The organism is Nocardia sp. NPDC050793 (genome assembly GCF_040654065.1).
Classification (GTDB): domain Bacteria; phylum Actinomycetota; class Actinomycetes; order Mycobacteriales; family Mycobacteriaceae; genus Nocardia.
This window is the reverse complement of record NZ_JBFAHG010000006.1, coordinates 86,790-106,390: the sequence shown is the minus strand read 5'-3', so window position 1 is coordinate 106,390 and position 19,601 is coordinate 86,790. Positions and strand designations below refer to the sequence as shown.

Annotated in this window: 17 protein-coding genes; 7 read left to right on the top strand and 10 right to left on the bottom strand. The window is 69.8% G+C overall.

Features of this window, described 5'->3' with window-relative positions:
- Nucleotides 1–59: 59 nt before the first annotated feature.
- Genes AB0H50_RS22015 through AB0H50_RS22005 form a run of 3 tightly spaced genes read right to left on the bottom strand, consistent with a single transcriptional unit; the run spans nt 60 to nt 3,124 of the window.
- Nucleotides 60–698: a LysE family translocator gene (locus AB0H50_RS22015; protein WP_357455605.1), complete on the bottom strand. Its 639-nt coding sequence runs from the start codon at nt 696–698 to the stop codon at nt 60–62.
- 58 nt (nt 699–756) lie between these two features.
- Nucleotides 757–1,425: a DUF3239 domain-containing protein gene (locus AB0H50_RS22010; protein ID WP_357455602.1), complete on the bottom strand. Its 669-nt coding sequence runs from the start codon at nt 1,423–1,425 to the stop codon at nt 757–759.
- Nucleotides 1,426–1,465: 40 nt separating this feature from the next.
- Complete coding sequence (locus AB0H50_RS22005) at nt 1,466–3,124, bottom strand: DNA repair helicase XPB (protein WP_357455599.1); 1,659 nt, start codon at nt 3,122–3,124, stop codon at nt 1,466–1,468.
- 243 nt (nt 3,125–3,367) lie between these two features.
- Here AB0H50_RS22005 and AB0H50_RS22000 point away from each other — a divergent pair, with 243 nt between their 5' ends.
- The 3 genes from AB0H50_RS22000 (at nt 3,368) to AB0H50_RS21990 (ending at nt 5,804) form a co-directional block, all read left to right on the top strand.
- Nucleotides 3,368–4,012, top strand: coding sequence for a LysE family translocator (locus AB0H50_RS22000; RefSeq protein ID WP_357455596.1), 645 nt, complete (start codon nt 3,368–3,370; stop codon nt 4,010–4,012).
- Between the two features lie 210 nt (nt 4,013–4,222).
- Nucleotides 4,223–4,912 carry a trimeric intracellular cation channel family protein gene (locus AB0H50_RS21995; protein WP_357455593.1) on the top strand — a complete coding sequence of 230 codons (690 nt, stop codon included), beginning with the start codon at nt 4,223–4,225 and terminating at the stop codon, nt 4,910–4,912.
- Between the two features lie 220 nt (nt 4,913–5,132).
- Nucleotides 5,133–5,804, top strand: a complete 672-nt coding sequence (locus tag AB0H50_RS21990) for a CPBP family intramembrane glutamic endopeptidase (protein ID WP_357455590.1) — start codon at nt 5,133–5,135, stop codon at nt 5,802–5,804.
- Nucleotides 5,805–5,919: 115 nt separating this feature from the next.
- Here AB0H50_RS21990 and AB0H50_RS21985 read toward each other — a convergent pair whose 3' ends face one another.
- Entirely contained in the window at nt 5,920–7,107 is a 1,188-nt protein-coding gene (locus tag AB0H50_RS21985) for a pyridoxal phosphate-dependent aminotransferase (RefSeq protein WP_357455587.1), read from the bottom strand.
- Between the two features lie 178 nt (nt 7,108–7,285).
- Between AB0H50_RS21985 and AB0H50_RS21980 the strand changes: the two genes are divergently transcribed.
- Nucleotides 7,286–7,504: a hypothetical protein gene (locus AB0H50_RS21980; protein WP_357455584.1), complete on the top strand. Its 219-nt coding sequence runs from the start codon at nt 7,286–7,288 to the stop codon at nt 7,502–7,504.
- Between the two features lie 47 nt (nt 7,505–7,551).
- On the opposite strand, the gene sigJ is transcribed toward AB0H50_RS21980, so the two are convergent.
- Complete coding sequence (sigJ, locus tag AB0H50_RS21975) at nt 7,552–8,472, bottom strand: RNA polymerase sigma factor SigJ (RefSeq protein WP_357455582.1); 921 nt, start codon at nt 8,470–8,472, stop codon at nt 7,552–7,554.
- A 104-nt stretch (nt 8,473–8,576) separates the two neighbouring features.
- On the opposite strand from sigJ, the gene AB0H50_RS21970 reads away from it, so the two are divergent.
- Together AB0H50_RS21970 and AB0H50_RS21965 are read left to right on the top strand one after the other, a co-directional pair.
- Nucleotides 8,577–9,179, top strand: a complete 603-nt coding sequence (locus tag AB0H50_RS21970) for a GNAT family N-acetyltransferase (RefSeq protein WP_357455579.1) — start codon at nt 8,577–8,579, stop codon at nt 9,177–9,179.
- Nucleotides 9,172–9,786 carry a class I SAM-dependent methyltransferase gene (locus AB0H50_RS21965; RefSeq protein WP_357455576.1) on the top strand — a complete coding sequence of 205 codons (615 nt, stop codon included), beginning with the start codon at nt 9,172–9,174 and terminating at the stop codon, nt 9,784–9,786. The genes AB0H50_RS21970 and AB0H50_RS21965 overlap by 8 nt, the downstream gene beginning before the upstream one ends.
- A 68-nt stretch (nt 9,787–9,854) precedes the next feature.
- On the opposite strand, the gene AB0H50_RS21960 is transcribed toward AB0H50_RS21965, so the two are convergent.
- From AB0H50_RS21960 to AB0H50_RS21945, 4 genes are all read right to left on the bottom strand, one after another.
- Nucleotides 9,855–10,946, bottom strand: coding sequence for a 3-deoxy-7-phosphoheptulonate synthase (locus tag AB0H50_RS21960; protein ID WP_357455573.1), 1,092 nt, complete (start codon nt 10,944–10,946; stop codon nt 9,855–9,857).
- Between the two features lie 276 nt (nt 10,947–11,222).
- On the bottom strand, nt 11,223–11,696 hold the full coding sequence (locus tag AB0H50_RS21955) for a carboxymuconolactone decarboxylase family protein (protein WP_357455570.1): 474 nt from the start codon (nt 11,694–11,696) through the stop codon (nt 11,223–11,225).
- Between the two features lie 175 nt (nt 11,697–11,871).
- Nucleotides 11,872–12,750: an oxidoreductase gene (locus tag AB0H50_RS21950; RefSeq protein WP_357455568.1), complete on the bottom strand. Its 879-nt coding sequence runs from the start codon at nt 12,748–12,750 to the stop codon at nt 11,872–11,874.
- A 67-nt stretch (nt 12,751–12,817) separates the two neighbouring features.
- Entirely contained in the window at nt 12,818–16,393 is a 3,576-nt protein-coding gene (locus AB0H50_RS21945; RefSeq protein WP_357455565.1) for an amino acid adenylation domain-containing protein, read from the bottom strand.
- A gap of 154 nt (nt 16,394–16,547) precedes the next feature.
- Between AB0H50_RS21945 and AB0H50_RS21940 the strand changes: the two genes are divergently transcribed.
- Entirely contained in the window at nt 16,548–18,155 is a 1,608-nt protein-coding gene (locus AB0H50_RS21940; RefSeq protein WP_357455562.1) for an AMP-binding protein, read from the top strand.
- 98 nt (nt 18,156–18,253) lie between these two features.
- On the opposite strand, the gene nbtS is transcribed toward AB0H50_RS21940, so the two are convergent.
- Nucleotides 18,254–19,567, bottom strand: coding sequence for a nocobactin biosynthesis salicylate synthase NbtS (gene nbtS / locus AB0H50_RS21935; RefSeq protein ID WP_357455559.1), 1,314 nt, complete (start codon nt 19,565–19,567; stop codon nt 18,254–18,256).
- Between the last annotated feature and the right edge of the window lie 34 nt (nt 19,568–19,601).

The window sequence follows — 19,601 nt, the reverse complement described above, 5'->3', positions numbered from 1 at the left end:
CCTTTCCACCGCACCCCGATTTCGGTACCGACGTACCGCGCAGGTGGATGGTAGCCGGTTCAGTCCGCCGTGCCGCTGAGTGCCACCGACGCGCCGAGTCCGACGATCATCGCGCCGCCCGCGCCGCCGACGGCTTCGAGCCTACGCGGCGACCTGGCGAACCAATTGCGGGCCGCGGCCGCCAGCAGCGCCCACGCGCTGTCGGAGACCAGCGCGATGGCGAGGAACACCGTCCCGAGGACGACGAACTGCAACGGCAGCGAACCGGAGGCCGGATCGACGAAATGCGGCAGCACGGCGGAGAAGAACACGATGCCCTTCGGGTTCGTCACCCCGACGATCACGCTCTGCCGGAAGACGCGTCCGTCGGCGACGGTGTCCACGCCCGCGCCGAGCGCGTCGCGCAACGCTTTGCGCTCCCGAATCGCCTGGACGCCCAGATAGACGAGATACAGCGCGCCCGCGAATTTCACCACGGTGAGCGCCAACGACGACGCGGCGAGCAGCGTGCCGAGCCCGATCGCTACGAAGATCAGGCAGATCAGCACGCCCAGGCAATGGCCGACGGCCGAGATCAGCGCGGCCCGCCTGCCGAGGGCCAGCGCTCTTCCGACGGTGAACAGCACGCCGGGACCGGGTACGACGACGATGACAGTGGCTGCGGCCATGAACGCCAACAGGTTGGTCATGGGAACCATCGGGGCAGTGTAATTCGCCGCCACGCCGACGCGGCGTGTCGCGCGCGGCCCGGCCGGGTCAGTTGCCGAGATCGTCCGGCAGCTGCTGCGGATCGAGCAGCAGGCGCTTGGCCGAGGTGCGGCGCACCTGTGCGGCGAGCGCGAGATTGTCGGTGAGCAGCCGCCATTCGACCTCGCTGATGGCGGCGCGCGCCCGCTCGATGACCCGGCCGTCCCTGGTCCCCCAGGCGATCGGCATGGCGCTCACCGACTGCAAGCGCTCGCCGGCCTGGCGCGGCGCGCGGTCGGTGCGGATCGCGACCGAAGGCACCCGCTCCCCCGCCCGCTTCCGATGACCGGGCAGATCCCGCACCTTGCGGGTCACCAGCGCGTAGCGCGGATCGGTCGCTTCGGGTGTCGACACGTCGACGAGCGCCAGCAGCACGACACCGGTCGGATAGGTCTCCGAGACCACGGCGGGCACGAGTTCGCCGTCGGCGTAGAGCCGGTCGATGCTGGACCGGTGCGGTGCCCACAGCGCCACCCACAGCGAGGTCACCGTGCCGAGCGCCGAGGCGACCGCGAGCAGGTAGGACCACGGATGGTCCAGCCAGATCAGATAGGCCGTCACGGTGGCGGAGATGACGGCAGCGGCGATCGCGGCGATGCGCAACCGGCGCAGATCGGCGAACACTTCGTTCACCGCATGGGCATGCCTGCGGTCCACCGCGAATTCGAAGCGTCGCACGTTTCTTTCCTAGCACACGTTGCGGAGGATTTGCCTCCGCTTATCCGATGGCAGGTCCGAGCAGGTCGTCGGCGTCCGTGATGCGATAGGCGTATCCCTGCTCGGCGAGGAAACGCTGGCGGTGCGCCGCGTATTCGGCGTCGAGGGTGTCGCGGGCGACCACCGAATAGAAGTGCGCCTGCCCGCCGTCCTGCTTCGGCCGCAACAGCCTGCCCAGCCGCTGCGCCTCCTCCTGCCGCGAACCGAAAGTACCCGAAACCTGCACCGCAACGGCAGCTTCCGGCAGATCGATGGAGAAGTTGGCGACCTTGCTCACCACGAGCACGGGAATCTCACCGCGCCGGAACGCATCGAAAAGATCTTCGCGCTCTTTGGTTTTCGTGGAACCCTGGATCACCGGCGCGTTCAAGTGCTCACCCAATTCGTCGAGCTGCTCGAGATACGCGCCGATCACCAGGCTCGGTGAATCCTTGTGTTTGGCCAGAATCGATTCCACCACGGGAAGCTTGGTGCGCGCGGTCGAGCACAGCTTGTAGCGCTCCTCCGGCTCGGCGGTCGCGTACGACATCCGCTCGGCGTCGGTGAGCGTCACCCGCACCTCGATGCAGTCGGCCGGGGCGATCCAGCCCTGCGCCTCGATGTCCTTCCACGGCGCGTCGTAGCGCTTCGGCCCGATCAGCGAGAACACGTCGCCCTCGCGACCGTCCTCGCGCACCAGCGTGGCGGTGAGGCCGAGCCTGCGGCGCGACTGGAGGTCCGCGGTCATCCGGAAGACCGGCGCGGGCAGCAGGTGCACCTCGTCGTAGATGACCAGGCCCCAGTCGCGGCTGTCGAATAGTTCCAGGTGCTTGTACTCGCCCTTGGTGCGGCGGGTGATCACCTGATAGGTCGCGATGGTGACCGGCCGGATCTCCTTCTTCTCACCGGAGTATTCGCCGATCTCGTCCTCGGTCAGCGAGGTGCGGGCCAGCAGCTCGCGCCGCCACTGCCTGCCCGCGACGGTATTGGTCACCAGGATCAGCGTGGTGGCCTTGGCCTTGGCCATCGCCGCAGCGCCGACCATCGTCTTGCCCGCGCCGCACGGCAGCACGACCACACCGGAGCCGCCCGCCCAGAACGAGTCCGTGGCCATCTGCTGGTAGTCGCGCAGATGCCAGTGGCCGCCGGTGTAATCGAGCTCGATGGGATGCGCCTCGCCGTCGACGTAACCGGCCAGGTCCTCGGCGGGCCAGCCGATCTTGAGCAGCATCTGCTTGATCCGGCCGCGCTCGGACGCGTGCACCACCACGGTGTCCTCATCGATGCGCGCGCCGAGCATGGGGGCGATCTTCTTGTGCCGCAGCACCTCTTCGAGCACCGCGCGGTCCAGGCTGACCAGCGTCAGGCCGTGCGCCGGATGCTTCACCAGCTGTAGCCTGCCGTACCTGGCCATTGTGTCGACGACGTCGACGAGCAGCGGCTGCGGGACCGCGTACCGGGAGAAGCTGACCAGAGCGTCGACCACCTGCTCGGCGTCGTGTCCCGCCGCGCGCGCGTTCCAGAGCGCCAGCGGCGTCACCCGGTAGGTGTGCACGTGCTCGGGCGCCCGTTCCAGCTCGGCGAACGGCGCGATGGCCTGGCGCGCCGCGTCGGCCGACTCGTGGTCGACCTCCAGCAGCAGCGTCTTGTCACTCTGAACGATCAGCGGACCGTCGGTCACAGTCTCTCCTCGTATCGGGCGGGTGCGGGCGTCGTTCGCCCGTGCGCGCCGGTTTCGGCGCTCATTCTCCCCTGGCCCACCGACAACCCGCAGGCTGCGGTGGGTGTGCGCAGCGGGGTTCGGCTCCGGAATAACCAGCGTAAGCTGCCGCCGTTTTGTTCCGTTGCGCCGGTCACGATGGGGGTCCACCGGCCTCGAAGTGGACCGAGACGCGGTCCGCCTCGCTCGGCGACGATCGTGGGCATGATCGAAACAGCGGCGATCCTCGGCGTGGCTGCGGCCGCGCTCGGCATGGTGCTCACCCCTGGCCCCAACATGATGTACCTGGTCTCCCGCACGGTATCCCAGGGACGACGGGCCGGGCTGGTGTCGTTGTCCGGGGTAGCGGCCGGTTTCGGCGTCTATCTCGCCGCCGCTGCCGCGGGCATCACCGCGGTGTTCGCGGTGGTGCCGGGGTTGTACCTGGCGGTGAAGCTGGCGGGTGCGGCCTATCTGCTGTGGCTGGCCTGGCAGGCGCTGCGGCCGGGCGGCGTCTCGGTGTTCACGCCGACGGAGCTGCCTGCCGACGGAGCGCGCAGGCTGTTTTCCATGGGCCTGGTCACCAACCTGCTCAATCCGAAGATCGCGATCATGTACCTCGCGCTGATCCCGCAGTTCGTCGTGCCCGAGCACGGGCTGATCTGGCTGCAGAGCGTGTGCCTCGGCGCGGTGCAGATCGCCGTCGCGCTGACCGTGAACGGCCTCATCGTGCTCGCCGCAGGCACAGTCTCGGGCTTCCTCACCGGACGACCCCTGTGGTTGCGGACTCAGCGGTATGTGATGGGCACGATGCTGGGGTCGATCGCGGTGCTGCTCGCCACCGACCGCGCCCGCCCGGCCCCGGCCTGACGGGCGTCACCGCAACCATTGCGGCATGAATCCAACCTCTCGACCGGGGCCCTCAGCGACCAACTGCTCGAAACTCCGCCTCTGGTCGGATCCGAACCGATTCCCGGCCCGCGGCGCCACGAGCTATCAGTCGGCGACGGACCCGCCCGCCGGGCGTCCGCAACCGACGTGCAAACCTGCTGGGCGGAGAAAGAGGAAAGGAGCGGTTTCATGGTCGCCGGGTTGGACGTCATGGCCACGCAGCTCGATTCCGCCGTGAACGCCGCCCAGCGCATCGGCGAACTGCTCGGGGTGATCTCGTTCGCGGCGTCGGGCGCGCTGCTGGCGGTCCGCAAGAATCTCGACATCTTCGGCATGGCCGTGCTGGCCTGCGGCACCGCGCTCGGTGGCGGCGTCATCCGCGACCTGCTCATCGGCCGCACCCCGCCCGCCGCGTTCACCGATCTCACCTACCTGTGCGCGTCGCTGCTGACCGCTCTGGTGATCTTCTTCAAGCATCCCTCGCGGCGGCTCACCCGCGGCCCGCTCGAGGTCTTCGACGCCATCGGGCTCGGCTTGTTCTGCGTGACAGGCACGGCGGTCGCGTATGCCCAAGGGGTGGGCGCGCCGACGGCCGCGCTGCTCGGCATGGTCACCGCGATCGGCGGCGGCGTCATCCGCGACGTGCTCGGCGGCGAGGTGCCGCGGGTGCTGCGCCCGGACCAGGAGCTGTACGCCGTGCCCGCGTTGTTCGGCGCCGCCGCCACCGCGACGCTGCTGCACTTCGACGCCTACTGGGCGTGGACCGGCCTGCTCGCGGCCTGCCTCGCCATCGGCTTCCGCCTGCTGGCCCGCCGCTACGGCTGGCGGGCGCCGCAGGCCCGCCGCGACACCGGCCGCCTCGATCGCTCCCCCGATTGAGCGGATGCGCAGCGCATGCCGCCATTCCGCGCCGCTCGACTCCTCGATGAACCGATTGGTGTCCGGGATGTCCTGCCACCGGTGTATCGGCGTCACAGGAGAGACCTCAGGACCTCTGTGAGTCGTGCGAAACATGTGCGAGGAGGTGCCCGCGCGGCAGCTCACAGACTTGTCGAAAGGGACATGGCGATGTCCGGCGGCCGTCCGTAATCTCGGAAACGTGACGGCGACCGAGCTGAACCAGGACCTTCGATCCGAGCGCGGCCGCCGATCGACTTGGCTCGCTGTCGAATTCGTGGCGCTGTACTTCGGACTGGTCGGCGGCTACGCCGCGATCGGCAGCCCGGGCAGCCCCATCCCGCTGCTGGTCGTGCTGGCCGTCGCCGCCCACCTCTGGCTGCGCCGCCGGACGCAGCCCGACGGTCTACGGGAACAGTTCCGCACGCTGCGCGCCGAACTGCCGTCGATGCTGACACTCTGGGTCGCCGCGGCAATCGCCATCGGTCTGACGCTCGCCGTGTTCAGCCCGGAGCGACTGCTCTCGCTGCCGCGCACCGAACCGCTGCTGTGGGCGGTGGTGATGGTGTTCTATCCGCTGTTCTCGGTGTACCCGCAGGAGCTGATCTTCCGGAAGTTCCTGTTCCAGCGGTACGCACCGGCTTTCGGCGACGGGTGGGCGCTGATCGCCGCGAACGCCGCCGCGTTCGGGTTCGCGCACATCATCTTCGGCAACTGGATCGCCGTGGCGTTGACCCTGGTCGGCGGCGTCCTCTTCGGCTACCGGTACCGGCGGACCGGTTCGCTGCTGGTGGTCTCGGTCGAGCACGCGCTCTACGGCTGCCTCGCCTTCACCATCGGCCTCGGCGGTTTCCTCTATCACGGCGCGAGCTGATCGCGCCGGATCAGCCCAGCCGATAGTTGAGCCGTGCGAACTGTCCCATCCGCTCGACCTCGACCAACCGCATCCGGTCGGCGAGGATGCGACGATCGAAACCTCACACCTTCGGTCAGCGTTCGCCGCTCGCCGTGACGACCGCGCGCAGCCGCCGCACGCCCTCGTCCAGCGTCTCGTCGCGCTTGCAGAAAGTGAACCGCACCAAGTGGTTCCACGCCGGCTTGTCGTCGGCGAAGACGCTGACGGGCACCGCGGCCACGCCGATCCGCTCGGGGATCTCGCGGCAGAACTCGAGTCCGTCGGTGCGGCCCGTCGGCGTGAGGTCGGCGCACACGAAATAGCCTCCACCGCTGGCCTGCACGCCGAAGCCGGTGTCGGCCAGCGCCGCAGAGAGACGAAGACGCTTGTCGGACAGAGAATCTCGCAGCCGGGCGACCCAGTCGAGCTCATTGGTCAGCGCGTGCGCGATGGCGGGCTGGAACGGGCCGCCGCCGACGAAGGACATGAACTGCTTGGCGGCGAGCACGCCGTCGATCAGGTACGCGGGGCCGCACGCCCAGCCGATCTTCCAGCCGGTAACGCTGAAAGTCTTTGCGGCGCTGGACACCACGACGGTCCGCTCGGCCATACCGGGCAGCGTCGCCAGGCTGATGTGTTCGTTTCCGTCGTAGACGAGATGTTCGTAGACCTCGTCGGTGAGCACCAGCAGGTCGTGCGCACAGGCGATCTCGGCGATCGCGGTGAGATCGGCCATGCCGAGCACTGTGCCGGTGGGATTGTGCGGCGAATTGACCACCAGCATCCTGGTGCGCGGGGTGATCGCGGCGCGCAGGCTGTCCAGATCCAGCACGAAACGATCGCCATCGGCGACCAGCCGCGCCGTGCGCCGCTGCGCGCCCGCCAGCGCGACGGCCGCCGCGTAGGAGTCGTAGTACGGCTCGATAAGCACCACCTCGTCGCCGGGCTCGACGAGTCCGAGCATGGCGGCGCTGATCGCCTCGGTCGCGCCGACGGTGACCAGCACCTCCCGCTCCGGGTCGTATTCGGTGCCACAGCGGCGGGCGCGGTCGTCGGCGATGGCGCGGCGCAGCACCGGCATGCCGCGCCCCGGCGGGTACTGGTTGACACCGTCGGCGATGGCCTGCCTGGCGACCTCGAGCATGCCCGCGGGTCCGTCGGTGTCGGGGAAGCCCTGGCCGAGGTTCACCGCCTCGTGCCGGACGGCGAGTTCGGTCATCTCGGCGAAAATCGTGGCGGCAAAGGGACGCAGGCGAGCGACGGTTGCGGGGCGTGCAGGCATACCCCGGAGGGTAGCCGAGCGGTCGCCATTGTTGCCATTAGATAGCGAATGGCTATGTTTCACATTCATTTTGATACCCCTAGCTGCATGGTTGTGCGTTCTCCCACAGGGAGCTAGCCTCGCCGTGTTCCATCTCACAAGCCGCCGTTCTCGCGGCGGCGTCTCGAAAGGGGCGCTCATGGCCTCGTATCTCGACCTCGTACTGCAGCCGGCCGCGTCGGAGGTCGCCGGATCCGTACTCGGTCTGATTCGCGAAGTAGCGCACGATTTGATCGCGGGCACCGGCGACTGGTTCACCGGATCGTCGACCGGCGACTGGTTCACCGGGTCCACCACCGGCAACGGCGGCACCGGATCCTCGACGGGCGACTGGTTCACCGGTTCGACCACCCCCTGACCCGTCCGGCCCCGCCGGGTCGGACGATGAGGGTCCGGCCCGGCGGCTCAGGACAACCGCACGCCCGTCAGCTTGGCCGGATTGGCGTGATCGTAAGTGCCCCAGATCAATCCGTCGCGTACCGTGAAACCGACCACCCGCGCCGGATGCCAATCCTGTTCCCCGGTCTCCGAATCCAGATTCATCACCAGGCCCAATTGCCCATTCACCGTGGCGAATTCGTAGCGCGTCGCGGCCTGCTCGGAATAGCCGATGCCGTACGTGCGCACCAGCTCCAGCATGAAGCGGGCGATCCGCTCCGCGCCGCCGACGATCTTCACCACCGTGGAGGTGGTGCCGTTGGCGTCGCCGATGAGTACCGCCTCCGGGTGCAGCGCCTTCGCGACCGCGTCGACATCGTCGGTAGCCAGCGCCGCGAGCAGCCGCCGAACCGCGGCCTCGTGCTCGGCGTCGGCCACCGCCGTCGGCACGTCCGCGACCGCCTCGCGCGCCTGGATCGTCAGCAGGCTCACGTCATCCGCGGAAACCCCGAGGATTTCGGCGATCCCCTCGAACGGCACGGCCAGCCCGTCGTGCAGCACGAATGCCACCCGCTGCGGCGGAGTCAGGCCGTCAAGCGCGACCATCGCCGCCATGCGATATTCCGCTCCGCGCACCACCGATTCCAGCGGATCCGGCGTGCTCGACGGGGCGACGCCGGTGACGATGGGCTCCGGAAGCCATTGCCCCACATAGGTTTCCCGGCGCGTCGCGGCAGTTCGCAAGTGGTCCACACAGATTCGGCTCACCGTGGCCGTCAGCCAGTCGCGCAGATCGTCGATCTCGGACTGGTGTGTCCCCGCCAGACGCAACCAGCTCTCCTGCACCGCGTCTTCGGCGTCGCCGACGCTGCCCGTCAGCCGGTAGGCGACGGAAAGCAAATGCGCCCGATGTGATTCGAACAGGTCGGCGATAAGAGCGGAAACCATCGGGCCGATTCTACGGTCCGCTCGGCCGGGCGATCACCGCGGCATCCATCCGGTCATCCGATAACCGGATGCTCGCCCCGACCGGTCCGTGTCACGATGGCTCGATGGAGATCCGCACGCTGTCCGACGGCGCGGTCTGGCTGTCACCGCCCACCGCGGCCGATACCGATGACATCATCGCCCACTGCCAGCACCCGTCCATCGGCCAGTGGACGACGATCCCGGTGCCCTACGGCCGGTCCGACGCCGAGCACTTCCTCACCGACCTGGTCGGTCCCGGTTGGGCGGGGCGCAGCCCGACCTGGGCGCTGCGCCCCGCGCCCGACGGGCCGGTCATCGGCATGATCGGCCTGTCCGAACAGGACGCGTCGGCCTGCGAGATCGGTTTCTGGCTCGCCCCCGACCACCGCGGTCGCGGCCGCATGGCGCGCGCGGTGGGGTTGGTCTGCGAGTTCGGCTTCGCCGCCGACGGCATGGGGCTGGCGCGCATCAGCTGGCGCGCGTTCGTCGGCAACTACGCCTCGGCCGCCGCCGTGCGCCGCAATGGCTTCCGCTACGAAGGAATGGCCAGGCTCGGCGCGCTACACCGGGGCGTCCGGCGCGACGAATGGCGGGCGGCCCGCCTGCACGGCGATCCGCCGGGACCGGCCGACGACGCCTGGCCTGCCGAGTTCATCGCCAGCGGGAACGTGGTCCGCCATGGGTGACGCCCGGTTCGGCTGGTTCGCCGACGCCATGGAACTCCGCGGCACGGACCGGGTGCTGGAGATCGGCCCCGGTTCGAGCCCCTCGCTCGCGCTGCTGGCCGAGCGAGTGCCCGACGGGCGCGTCGTCGGTGTGGACCGCTCCGCGACGGCGATCGCCCGCGCGGCGCGACGGCTGGGGGGAGGCGGACGCGGTGCGCCCACAGATCATGCCGAGCCGAGCGCGGACCACCGCGACGCCCCGCTCGCAGCTATCCCTGCGGCGCAAGCGAATTCGGGCCGAATCGATCTCGTTCATGCCGACCTGACCCGGCTGCGACCGGAACAGGTGCTCGATGACATCGGGATCGACGGCTTCGACAAGATCCTCGCGGTCAACGTCAACGTGTTCTGGACCAAGCGGCCCACCGCAGAGTTCGCGCTGCTGACGCGGCTGCTGGCGCCCCACGGCGGGCTGTACCTGTGCTACGGCTACGGCGACCCGGACGACGTGTCGACCTCACCCAAGCCGTCGCCGGGGCGCCTGGAGGAGCACCTGGCGGAGGCGGGCTTCACCATTCGCACGCTCGCCTCCGGCGACCTGCTCTGTGTGCACGCCGCGCTGGATTGATTCCCCACACACACCTTTCCCACGCCCCACAGACCTGATCGGCCTGCGAGGCGTCGAAAGGATGCATGTCAGCGGGCGCGGCGCTGGGCGACGGCGTCGGCGAGGCGGTCCAGCTGGGCCGCGGTGGTGGACCAGTCGATGCACGCGTCGGTGATGGACTGGCCGTAGGTCAGGTCGGCGGCGCGACCGAGGGTGAGGTCCTGACGGCCCGCGACCAGGAAGCTCTCCAGCATCACGCCGACCACGCTGCGCTCGCCCGCGGCGACGCGTTCGGCGATGTCGGTGACCACGTCGACCTGCTTGTTGTGGTCCTTGTTGCTGTTGCCGTGACTGGCGTCCACCACGATGCGCTGCGGCAGCCCGGCCTTCTCCAGCCGAAGGCAGGCTTCGGAGACCGAGGCCGCGTCGTAGTTCGGGCCGTTGCTGCCGCCGCGCAGGATCACGTGGCAGTCGGGGTTGCCGGTGGTGCGGATGAGCGCGGAGCGCCCGTCCAGGTCGGTGCCGGGGAAGACGTGGCTGGCCGCCGCGGCCCGCACGCCGTCCACCGCCACCTGCACGTCGCCGTCGGTGCCGTTCTTGATGCCGACCGGCATGGACAGCGCGCTGCTCAGCTGGCGGTGCACCTGGCTCGCCGCGGTGCGCGCGCCGATCGCGCCGTAGGAAACCAGATCCGCGATGTACTGCGGGGTGATCGGGTCGAGGAACTCGCAGGCCACCGGGAGGCCGAGGGCGGTGATGTCGACGAGCACCTTGCGCCCGATGCCGAGACCGGTGTTGACGTCGAAGGAGCCGTCCAGGTGCGGGTCGTTGATCAAGCCCTTCCAGCCCAGGCTGGTGCGCGGCTTCTCGAAGTAGACCCGCATCACCACGTGTAGCCGGTCGTCGAGTTCGGCGGCCTTCTCGGCCAGTCGCCGCGCGTAGTCGAGCGCCGCCGCGGGATCGTGCACGGAGCACGGGCCGACGATCACCATCAGGCGGTCGTCGGCGCCGTCGAGCACGTCCACCGTGGCCTTGCGGCCCGCGCGGACAGTGTCGGCCAGCGGATCGGTGATCGGGTGCACCATGCGCACCTCGGCCGGTGAGCGCAGCGGGCTCACGGATAGGGTGCGCTGGTCGTCGAGATCGGAATGCCGCGCGTCGACGTCGGCTGCGGTTGTCATCTGTGTGGGTTCCTTTTCCTCAGGCCGACCCACGGATGCGAATACCGTCGAGCCGGTCCATCATCCGGCTCGGGGTGGAAGAAAGTCAGCGCACGTGGTTGCCGCAGACCGACCCACCCAGGGCCGGCTTGCTAAACCAGAAATACACGCGCTGCACGTCGGCGACTGTACCAGGCGCTGGCAGCCGGGTGACGCGAGGGCCAACTTCGAAGATCGTGACCGCGTCGGCCGTCACATCGATGCCCGGCGGCTACCACCGGTGACGCCGGGAAACGATCAGCCCCACTGCCCCGGCTGGTACCCGCCGGCGGGCGTGCCCGCGATGACGTTCATCCGGTTGTAGGTGTTGATCAGCGCGACGAGCGAGATGAGCGCGGCGATCTGGTCGGTGTCGTAGTGCTTCTGGACCTGAGCCCAGGTCTCGTCGCTGACACCGGTGTGCGCGTCGGCCAGCCGGGTGCCTTCCTCGGTGAGCGCCAGCGCGGCCCGCTCCGCGTCGGTGAACACGGTGGCATCGCGCCACGCGGCCACCAGGTTCAGCCGCACCTGGTCCTCGCCCGCGTGCAGCGCGTCCTTGCTGTGCATGTCGGTGCAGAAGCCGCAGCCGTTGATCTGGCTGGCCCGCAGTTTGACCATATCCTGGGTCGCGCGCGGGAGGGTCGACTGATCGACGACCAGCCCGGCGTTGCCGATGCGCTTGGTGAACTTCGCGCCGATCTCGGTGCCGTAGTAGTCGAAACGCGCTTCCATGATGTGCTCCTCGGTTTGCCGGTTTGTCGCCGCGGCGGGTCGCCGAAGCGTCGTACACCGATATGACGACACACCTCCGCGAGGTGTGACATCGCCCGTTGGGAGTCCGGTCACGGCGCCCGCACCGGGCGCGGCGCGTGCCGAGACCGCGGGTGGACGACGTCCGAGAGACGCGTCAGGAGAACGAGTAGGTGACGCCGGTGAGCTTCTCCGACAGCTCCCACAGGCCCCTGGCGACGGCCTCGTCCCGGGACTGCTTGGTAGAACCCGAGGCGCCCGGGTAGCCGCGCATGCCCGCCATTCCGGTGGGCCCGTAGAACGCGCCCGGCTCGATCGGAGTGACGGTGGCGGCGTAAAGCTCTGGCAGCGCGCCCATTTCGGCGCTCTGCGCGAAGATCCGGTTGCCGATCGACATGATCGGGTCGAGCAACGATTCGGTGTGCGACTGCAATTCGGTCGCGGCGTAGCCAGGGTGCGCGGCGACCGAGATCTTGGCCGAATTGGCGGCGGTGAGCCTGCGCTGCAGCTCGTAGGCGAACATCAGGTTGGCCAGCTTGGCCTGTCCGTAGGCGGCCCAGCGCTGGTATTTCCTGCGCTCCCAGTTCAGGTCGTCCAGATCGATCTTGCCGATAGCGTGCGCACCGCTCGACACGGTGACCACGCGATCCGAGATCTTGTCCAGCAGCAGGCCGGTCAGCGCGAAGTGGCCGAGATGGTTTGTGCCGACCTGCATTTCGAAGCCGTCGGCGGTGCGGCCTTGCGGCACCGCCATCACGCCCGCGTTGTTGATCAGCACATCGACGCGGTCCACCGATTCGGCGAACTCGCGCACCGAGGAGAGGTCGGCGAGATCGAGCTTGCGCACCGTGGCACGATGGCCCATCTCCGCGGCCACTCGCTCGCCCTTTGTCACGTTGCGGCAGGCCAGCACCACATCGGCCCCCGCCCCCGCCAGCGCACGCGCCGCCACCGCGCCGAGTCCACTGTTCGCGCCGGTGACGATGAACGTCCGGCCGCTCTGGTCGGGGATGTTCGAGGTGTCCCAACGGGTCATGCGGCCGAGTCTAGTCCCGGGGCCTCCTTCCGTCGCCCCGATCGGAGGCGGGGCGACGGAATCGGGCTCAGGCCTGCGCGAGGATCTCGTCGTCGGTCATGGCCGCGACCTCCAGGTACAGCCGGGCGACCTCGTCGAGCCGGTCCGGCGTACCCGCCTCGGTCTCCTTCGCGAGCAACCGTTCGGCAAGACCCGCCACCGAACGGCCGACGAGGATGTCGGCGACCAGCGCGTGATCCACGTCGAGCCATTCGCGGACCCGGGCGATCGCGGTGGTCGCGAGCACCGAGTCGCCGCCGAGCCCGAAGAAGTCCTCGTGCACGCCGAGCCGCGGCACGCCGAGAACCTCGGCGACGATCGCCGCGAGCGCCTGCTCCAGCGGCGTGCGCGGCGCGAGATCCGGGGTGTCCTGCGCCGATGGCTCCAGCAGCGCGACCACAGCGCGGCGGTCGAGCTTGCCGTTGCCGGTGAGCGGCATGTCGTCGAGCAGCTCGATGCGGGTCGGAATCATGTAGCTGGGCAACAGATCCGAGATCGCGCCGACCAGATCCACGGTGCTGCCCGGATATCCGGCGATCGCGGCGACCAGTTTCGGCGCGCCCGTTCCCACCACGGCCGCGACCGCGTGCCGGACGCCGGGCGCGGTCCGCAGCGCGCTCTCCACCTCGCCGAGTTCCACCCGGTAGCCGCGGATCTGCACTTGGTGGTCGGCACGGCCGAGGAATTCGATGGTGCCGTCGGGCCAGTAGCGAGCCATGTCGCCGGTGCGGTACCAGCGGATGTCGTCGTGCGTCACGAATCGCTCGGCGGTGCGCTCGGGGTCGTTGCGGTAGCCCGCGGCGACGTTCGCGCCGCCGACCCAGAATTCGCCGGGCACCCAGTCAGGGCAGTCGCGACCCGCCGAATTCACCACGCGGCAGCGCACATTGCGCAGCGGGACGCCGAACGGCACCGTGGTCCAGTGCGCGGGCGGGTCGCTCACCTCGCAGATGGTGTTGTGGATGGACGTCTCGGTCGCACCGCCAAGACCGGAGAAGCGGCAGCCGGGCACCTGCGCGGCGAGCCTGCGGGCGAGATCGGCGCCCACCCAGTCGCCGCCGAGGGTCACCGCGCGCAGCGAATCGCCCAGCTCGTCGCCGCCGATCTCCAGGATCATGTCGAGCATGCTTGGCACGCAGTTGAGGATGGTCACCCCGAAGTGCCGCAGCAGCTCCACCCAGGTGGTGGCCTCCTCGCGCTGGCGCGGGTTCAGCGCGACGACGGAGCCACCCACCGAGAACATGCCGAAGATGTCGTAGACCGAGGCGTCGAACTCGAGCGCCGAGAGCCCGAGCACCCGGTCGTTCGGTCCGACCTCGAACCACTCGTTCACGGCGTCGATGGTGTTCATCGGACCGCTGTGCGGCAGGTCGACGCCCTTGGGGGTGCCGGTCGATCCCGAGGTGAACAGCACGTAGGCGATCGCGGAGGTATCCGGGATCACGGGCGCGGCAAGCGGATTCGGGTGCCGCCTGGCCTCGGCGACGGGCACACAGACGATTTCGGGGCGGCCCATGTCCGCCCCGTCGACGGTCAGCGCGGCCACCACCTCGCCCGTGCGCAGGATCTCGGCCCGCCTGCCAACTGGCTGGTCGAAGCCGATCGGCACGTACGTCGCGCCCGCGGCGAGCACGCCGAGCACCGCGAGGATCTGGTCCGGGCCCTTGGGCAGCTGAACGGCGACCGTATCGCCTTGCCGCACACCCTGATCCCGCAGCGCGCCCGCGACGGCCAGCGCCTGCGCGGCCAGTTCGCCGTAACTCCACCCGCCGTCGACGCCGTCGGTGCGCCACAGCACCGCGGGCGCGTCGGGCGTCGCCGCGGCGTGCTGGAAGAAGCCCTCGTGCAGGGCGCGGCCGGACACCGGGCCGTCGGTCGCGTTCACCTGGGCGCGCACCGTCGCTTGGGCGAGCGGAAGCCGTACCGCCGCTTCGGCGTTCCACCCGGCCTCGCCCGCGCCGAGCCGCGCGATGGCATCGGTGTAGCTGGCGAACATCGCGTCGATCACGCCCGCTGGAAAGGCGGATTCGCGCACGTCCCAGTTCAGCAGCAGACCGCCGCGCACCTCGGTGACCTGCGCGTCGAGCAGCACCTGCGGCCCCTGCGAGATGATCCAGATCGGCTCGCCGAAGGTCTCGGTCACCGCGTCGGCGAACAGATCGCCGAGGTTGAGCGCGCTGGTGTAGACGATCGGCGCGAGCACCGGCTCACCACGGTGACGGCCGAGATCGCGCAGCACCTCCAGTCCGGAATACGCCGTGTGCGCGCCGCTTTCGTGCATCGAACGCTGGAGCGCCCTGGCCCGGTCGGCGACCGTCATGTCCGCGCTGACGTCCACCTCCAACATGATCGAGGAGGTGAAATCGCCGATCACGCGGTCGATCTCGGGGTGCACCGGCTCACGGTGGAACAGCGGCACGTTCAGCAGGAAACGGCTCTGCGCCGACCAGCCGCCGATGGTCTCGGCGAACACCGCGGCCAGCGCCATCGCCGGGGTGATGCCCCGCGCGTGCGCGGCGTCAAGCAGCCGCTGCTTGGCCGCGGGCTCCAGCCAGTGGTTGTAGCGGACCGTCCGGTGCGGGTCGACCCGCTCGCTGACCGGAATGGTCGGCAGCTCGGGCGAACCGGGGAGTTCCGGGAGGCGTTCCTGCCACCACCGCTTGTCACGCTCCCGCGCCGCCTCGTCGATCCGGCGTTCGGTGCGGTAGCGGCGGTAGCTGTAGGTCTCGGCGGGCAGCGTGCCACCGTGGTAGAGCTCGGCGAGGTCGGACACGAGCACGCGGTAGCTCATGGCATCGCCCGCGAGCATGTCGACGTCGAGGTGCAGGCGGCTGCGGCCGTCGGCGAGCAGGCTGAGGGTGATGTCGAGAACCCGTCCGTCCTCGAGGGCGAGCCGCTGGTGAGTCTTGCTGTCCCGCAGGCGTTCCAGTTCGGCTTCGGCGGCCTCGGCGGATTCCACGCGCAGGTCGACGACGGAGAAGACCGGGCGGCCCGGCGCGGGCATGGTCTGCTGCGTGCCGTCGGGCAGTACCCGGGTGCGCAGCATCGGGTGCGCGGCGACCAGCGCGGTGACGGCGCGCTCCAGCCGTTCGGGATCGACCGCGGGGCCCTCGAATTCGACGTACAGGTGCGCGGCGACGCCGCCCAGATCCTGCTCGTCGGAACGGCCGATCCAGTACGCGTGCTGCATGGTCGCCAGGGGGAAGGGCTCGGACTCGTCGGCGTCACCTGCCGTAGCGGGCGCAGCGCCCAATGCGGCTGCGGCAGAAGCGTTCTCGCCGGGCACGGCGTCAGCGGGCGCGGCGTCACCCGGTGCGGCATCGGCGGACGCGGCATCCGCGCCGAGCAGCCGGGACCATTCCGCGACGGTCGGGGTGGCGGCCAGCTGTGCGAAGTTGACGTCGGCGCCGCGCTTGCGCCAACCGCCCGCCAGCTTCATGGTCCGGATGGAATCCAGGCCGAGCTGGATCAGGTCGTCCTCGTCGGCGATCGCGTCGATATCGATGCCGAGTTGCCCGGCGATCGCGGCGCGGATCTCGTCCCGGCCGATCACCGCGTTCGCGGTGCTTCCCGCCCCGTCCCCCGGTCGCTGTGCTGGCTCCATCTGCCGCTGTCACTCCTTGGTCGCCGCCGCATCCGGCGGATCGAGACTGCTGGGCGCTAGCGTATCGCACTGAGATAGGGTTGCCTAACCTACATAAAGAGACCCTAATTACTCGATCCGACTACCCACCCGTCCGGACCTTGTGAGGCAGAGCGTGACCACCACATCCAGCACCCACCGCGAGGGCTACGTCCCCTTCCCCGCCGACGCGGCCGAGCACTACCGGGCCGCAGGCTACTGGACCGGCCGCGCGCTCGGCGACCTGCTGCGCGAGACCGCGCGCCGCGCGCCGGAGCGCACCGCCCTGGTCACCGGCGACACAGCTCGCAGCTACGCGCAGGTGGACGACGACGCCGACCGAATGGCGCACGGCCTGCTCGCACTCGGCATCGCGCCGGGCGATCGGGTGGTCGTGCAGTTGCCCAATGTGCCCGAATTCCTGACGGTGCTGTTCGGCCTGCTGCGGGCGGGCATCATCCCGGTGCTGACGCTGCCCGCGCACCGCAGGGCCGAAATCGAGCACCTCGCGGCGCTTTCCGAGGCGGTGGCCTACGTGATCGTCGACCGCCAGGGCGATTTCGACTATCGCGAACTGGCGGCCACGGTTCGCGAGTCCGTGCCCAGCCTGCGCCACGTCCTGGTACTCGGCGAGCCCGGCGCGTTCGCCGACCTGAATACCGTTCCACGCGACGGCGACACACTGCCGGAGATCGATCCGAGCGACATCGCGCTCATGCTGGTCTCGGGCGGCACCACCGGCCTGCCCAAACTGATCGCGCGCACGCACGACGATTACGCCTACAACGCCGCCGCCAGCGCCGCGGTCTGCGAGCTCACCGCCGACGACGTCTACCTCGCGACGCTGCCCGCCGCGCACAACTTCCCGCTCGCCTGCCCCGGCATCCTCGGCACCGTGAGCGTCGGCGGCGCGGTTGCGTTCGTCACCGATCCGAGCCCCGAGAACGCCTTCGCCGCGATCGAGAAGCACCGGGTCACGGTCACCGCCGTCGTGCCGCCGCTGGCTCAGTTGTGGTGCGCGGCAACCGAATGGGAGGACGCCGACCTCACCTCGCTGCGCCTGCTCCAGGTGGGCGGCGCGCGCCTCGCCGAGGTGAACGCCGTCGAGGTCGGTCCCGCCCTCGGCGCCACCCTCCAGCAGGTCTTCGGCATGGCGGAGGGGCTGCTCAACTACACCAGGCTCGACGATCCGGCCGGGCTGCTGCACACCACGCAGGGCAGGCCGCTCTCCCCCGCCGACGAGGTTCGCGTGGTGGACGGCGCGGGCAACGACGTCGCGCCGGGCGAGGAGGGCGAGCTGCTCACCAAGGGCCCCTACACGATTCGCGGCTATTACCGCGCGCCCGAGCACAACGCTCGCGCCTTCACCCCCGACGGCTACTACCGCAGCGGCGACCTGGTCCGCCGCCTGCCCTCCGGTCACCTGGTGGTCTCCGGCCGGATCAAGGACGTGATCAACCGCGGCGGCGAGAACATCTCCTGCGACGAGCTCGAGGAGCACCTGCTCGCCCATCCCGCCGTCCGGCACGCCGCCGCCGTCGGGCTGCCGGACGCGGCGCTCGGCGAAAAGGTCTGCGCGGTGCTGGTCGTGGACGGCGCGATGCCGACGCTGGCCGAGATCAAGACCTTCCTCACCGGCCGCGGCCTGGCCACCTACAAGCTGCCCGACGTGCTGCGGCAGGCCGACGCGCTGCCGATCACCGCGGTCGGCAAGATCGACAAGAAGGCGCTGCGCGCGCAGTAGCGAGGCTCGGCATGCCGGTCGTAACTCGTTCCGGCACCGGGAAATACGCCGACGGGCCGCCCACCGACGGTGGGCGGCCCGCATCGTTCGACTCCGGACTAGGCCTTGACCACGTACGGCGCGACGCTGCCGAGCTTTTCGCAGGTCTCCTCGAATTCCCGTTCGGGACGGGACTGCCCGACGACGCCCGCGCCCGCGCGCAGCCAGGCGCCCTCGGTGGTCTGGTAGACCGCGCGCAGCACCAGGGTGGCCTCCATCGCGCCGGTCGGCGAGATGGTCACCACCGCACCGGAATACAGGCCGCGCGGTGCGCCGTCGAGACGGAACACCGAGTCGACGCCCTCGCGCTTGGGAATACCGGACGCGGTGACGGACGGGAAGAGCACCTCGAGCGCGTCCCAGCTGGACCGGTCGGCGGCCAGCCTGCCGCGCACGGTGGAGGCCAGGTGCTGCACGCTGCCGCGCTCGCGCACCGCCATGAAATCGGAGACCGCCGGGGTGCCCGGATCGGCGACCGCGCTGATCTCGGCGAACGAGGTCTGCACCGAAATCGCGTGCTCCACGATCTCTTTCGGATCGCTGATCAGGTCGGCGCGGGCCGCCATGTCGACCTCCTCGCCGCGACCGAAGGCGCGGGTGCCCGCGAGCGGCTCGGTGGTGACAACGCGGTCGTCGTCGACGGAGGCGACCAGCTCCGGGCTGAAGCCCGCGGCCTCCAGACCACCGAGCCGCAGCAGGAAGGAGCGCGCGGGAGTGTTGTTCGCGCGGCCGAGCCGGTAGGTGGCGGGCACGTCGACCGCGAACGGCAGATCGACCTTCCTGGACAGGATGACCTTCTGGTAACGGCCGGAACGGATTTCGCCGACCGCCTCGGCGACCCGGTCGCGGTAGCCGGTCGGGTCGATCCTGATGTCGGTGGGGTGCGGCTGCGGCAGTTCGCTGCCCTGCGCGTCGGCGATGAGATCGTGGATGTCACCGGTCTCGGTGGGCGTCGCGCCCGAGACCCGCACGCCGGACTCGTCCACCCGGACCTCGATGCGCGGAATCATCAGGTGCGCAAGGGAGGTCCGCTCGTCCAGGTGCGCGGTCGCGTCCAGCGCCCACGCGCAGAACTCGAATCCGATCCAGCCGTAGGCCCGGCGGCCGTCCAGCGGCAGCAGGCCGAGCGCCTCGTCCAGGGCGCGCGCGGGCGAACCGTCCCAGCCGCTGGTGGTGGTCTTCCCCGCCCAGGTGACGCGCAATTCGCGTGCGTCGAGTTCGATGCTGCCGATCGGGTCGGCCGCGAACACCCACTCCCCCGGACGCTCGTACATCACGTACTCGCCGAACCGATCCGCCGCCGCCAGCCGGGACATCGCTGCCGCCGGATCGGTCACATACTCAACGCGCAAGCGCTCGTCCGTGGTCGACAACGATCCTCCAAAGGTTACCCTGACCTAACTTTGA

Coding starts and splice junctions, on each gene's coding strand:
- AB0H50_RS21950 (WP_357455568.1), bottom strand. CDS start 12,750: ATGACCCGTTGGGACACCTCGAACATCCCCGACCAGAGCGGCCGGACG.
- AB0H50_RS21955 (WP_357455570.1), bottom strand. CDS start 11,696: ATGGAAGCGCGTTTCGACTACTACGGCACCGAGATCGGCGCGAAGTTC.
- AB0H50_RS21965 (WP_357455576.1), top strand. CDS start 9,172: ATGGGTGACGCCCGGTTCGGCTGGTTCGCCGACGCCATGGAACTCCGC.
- AB0H50_RS21970 (WP_357455579.1), top strand. CDS start 8,577: ATGGAGATCCGCACGCTGTCCGACGGCGCGGTCTGGCTGTCACCGCCC.
- AB0H50_RS21985 (WP_357455587.1), bottom strand. CDS start 7,107: ATGCCTGCACGCCCCGCAACCGTCGCTCGCCTGCGTCCCTTTGCCGCC.
- AB0H50_RS21980 (WP_357455584.1), top strand. CDS start 7,286: ATGGCCTCGTATCTCGACCTCGTACTGCAGCCGGCCGCGTCGGAGGTC.
- AB0H50_RS22000 (WP_357455596.1), top strand. CDS start 3,368: ATGATCGAAACAGCGGCGATCCTCGGCGTGGCTGCGGCCGCGCTCGGC.
- sigJ (WP_357455582.1), bottom strand. CDS start 8,472: ATGGTTTCCGCTCTTATCGCCGACCTGTTCGAATCACATCGGGCGCAT.
- AB0H50_RS22015 (WP_357455605.1), bottom strand. CDS start 698: ATGGTTCCCATGACCAACCTGTTGGCGTTCATGGCCGCAGCCACTGTC.
- AB0H50_RS21945 (WP_357455565.1), bottom strand. CDS start 16,393: ATGGAGCCAGCACAGCGACCGGGGGACGGGGCGGGAAGCACCGCGAAC.
- AB0H50_RS21960 (WP_357455573.1), bottom strand. CDS start 10,946: ATGACAACCGCAGCCGACGTCGACGCGCGGCATTCCGATCTCGACGAC.
- AB0H50_RS21995 (WP_357455593.1), top strand. CDS start 4,223: ATGGTCGCCGGGTTGGACGTCATGGCCACGCAGCTCGATTCCGCCGTG.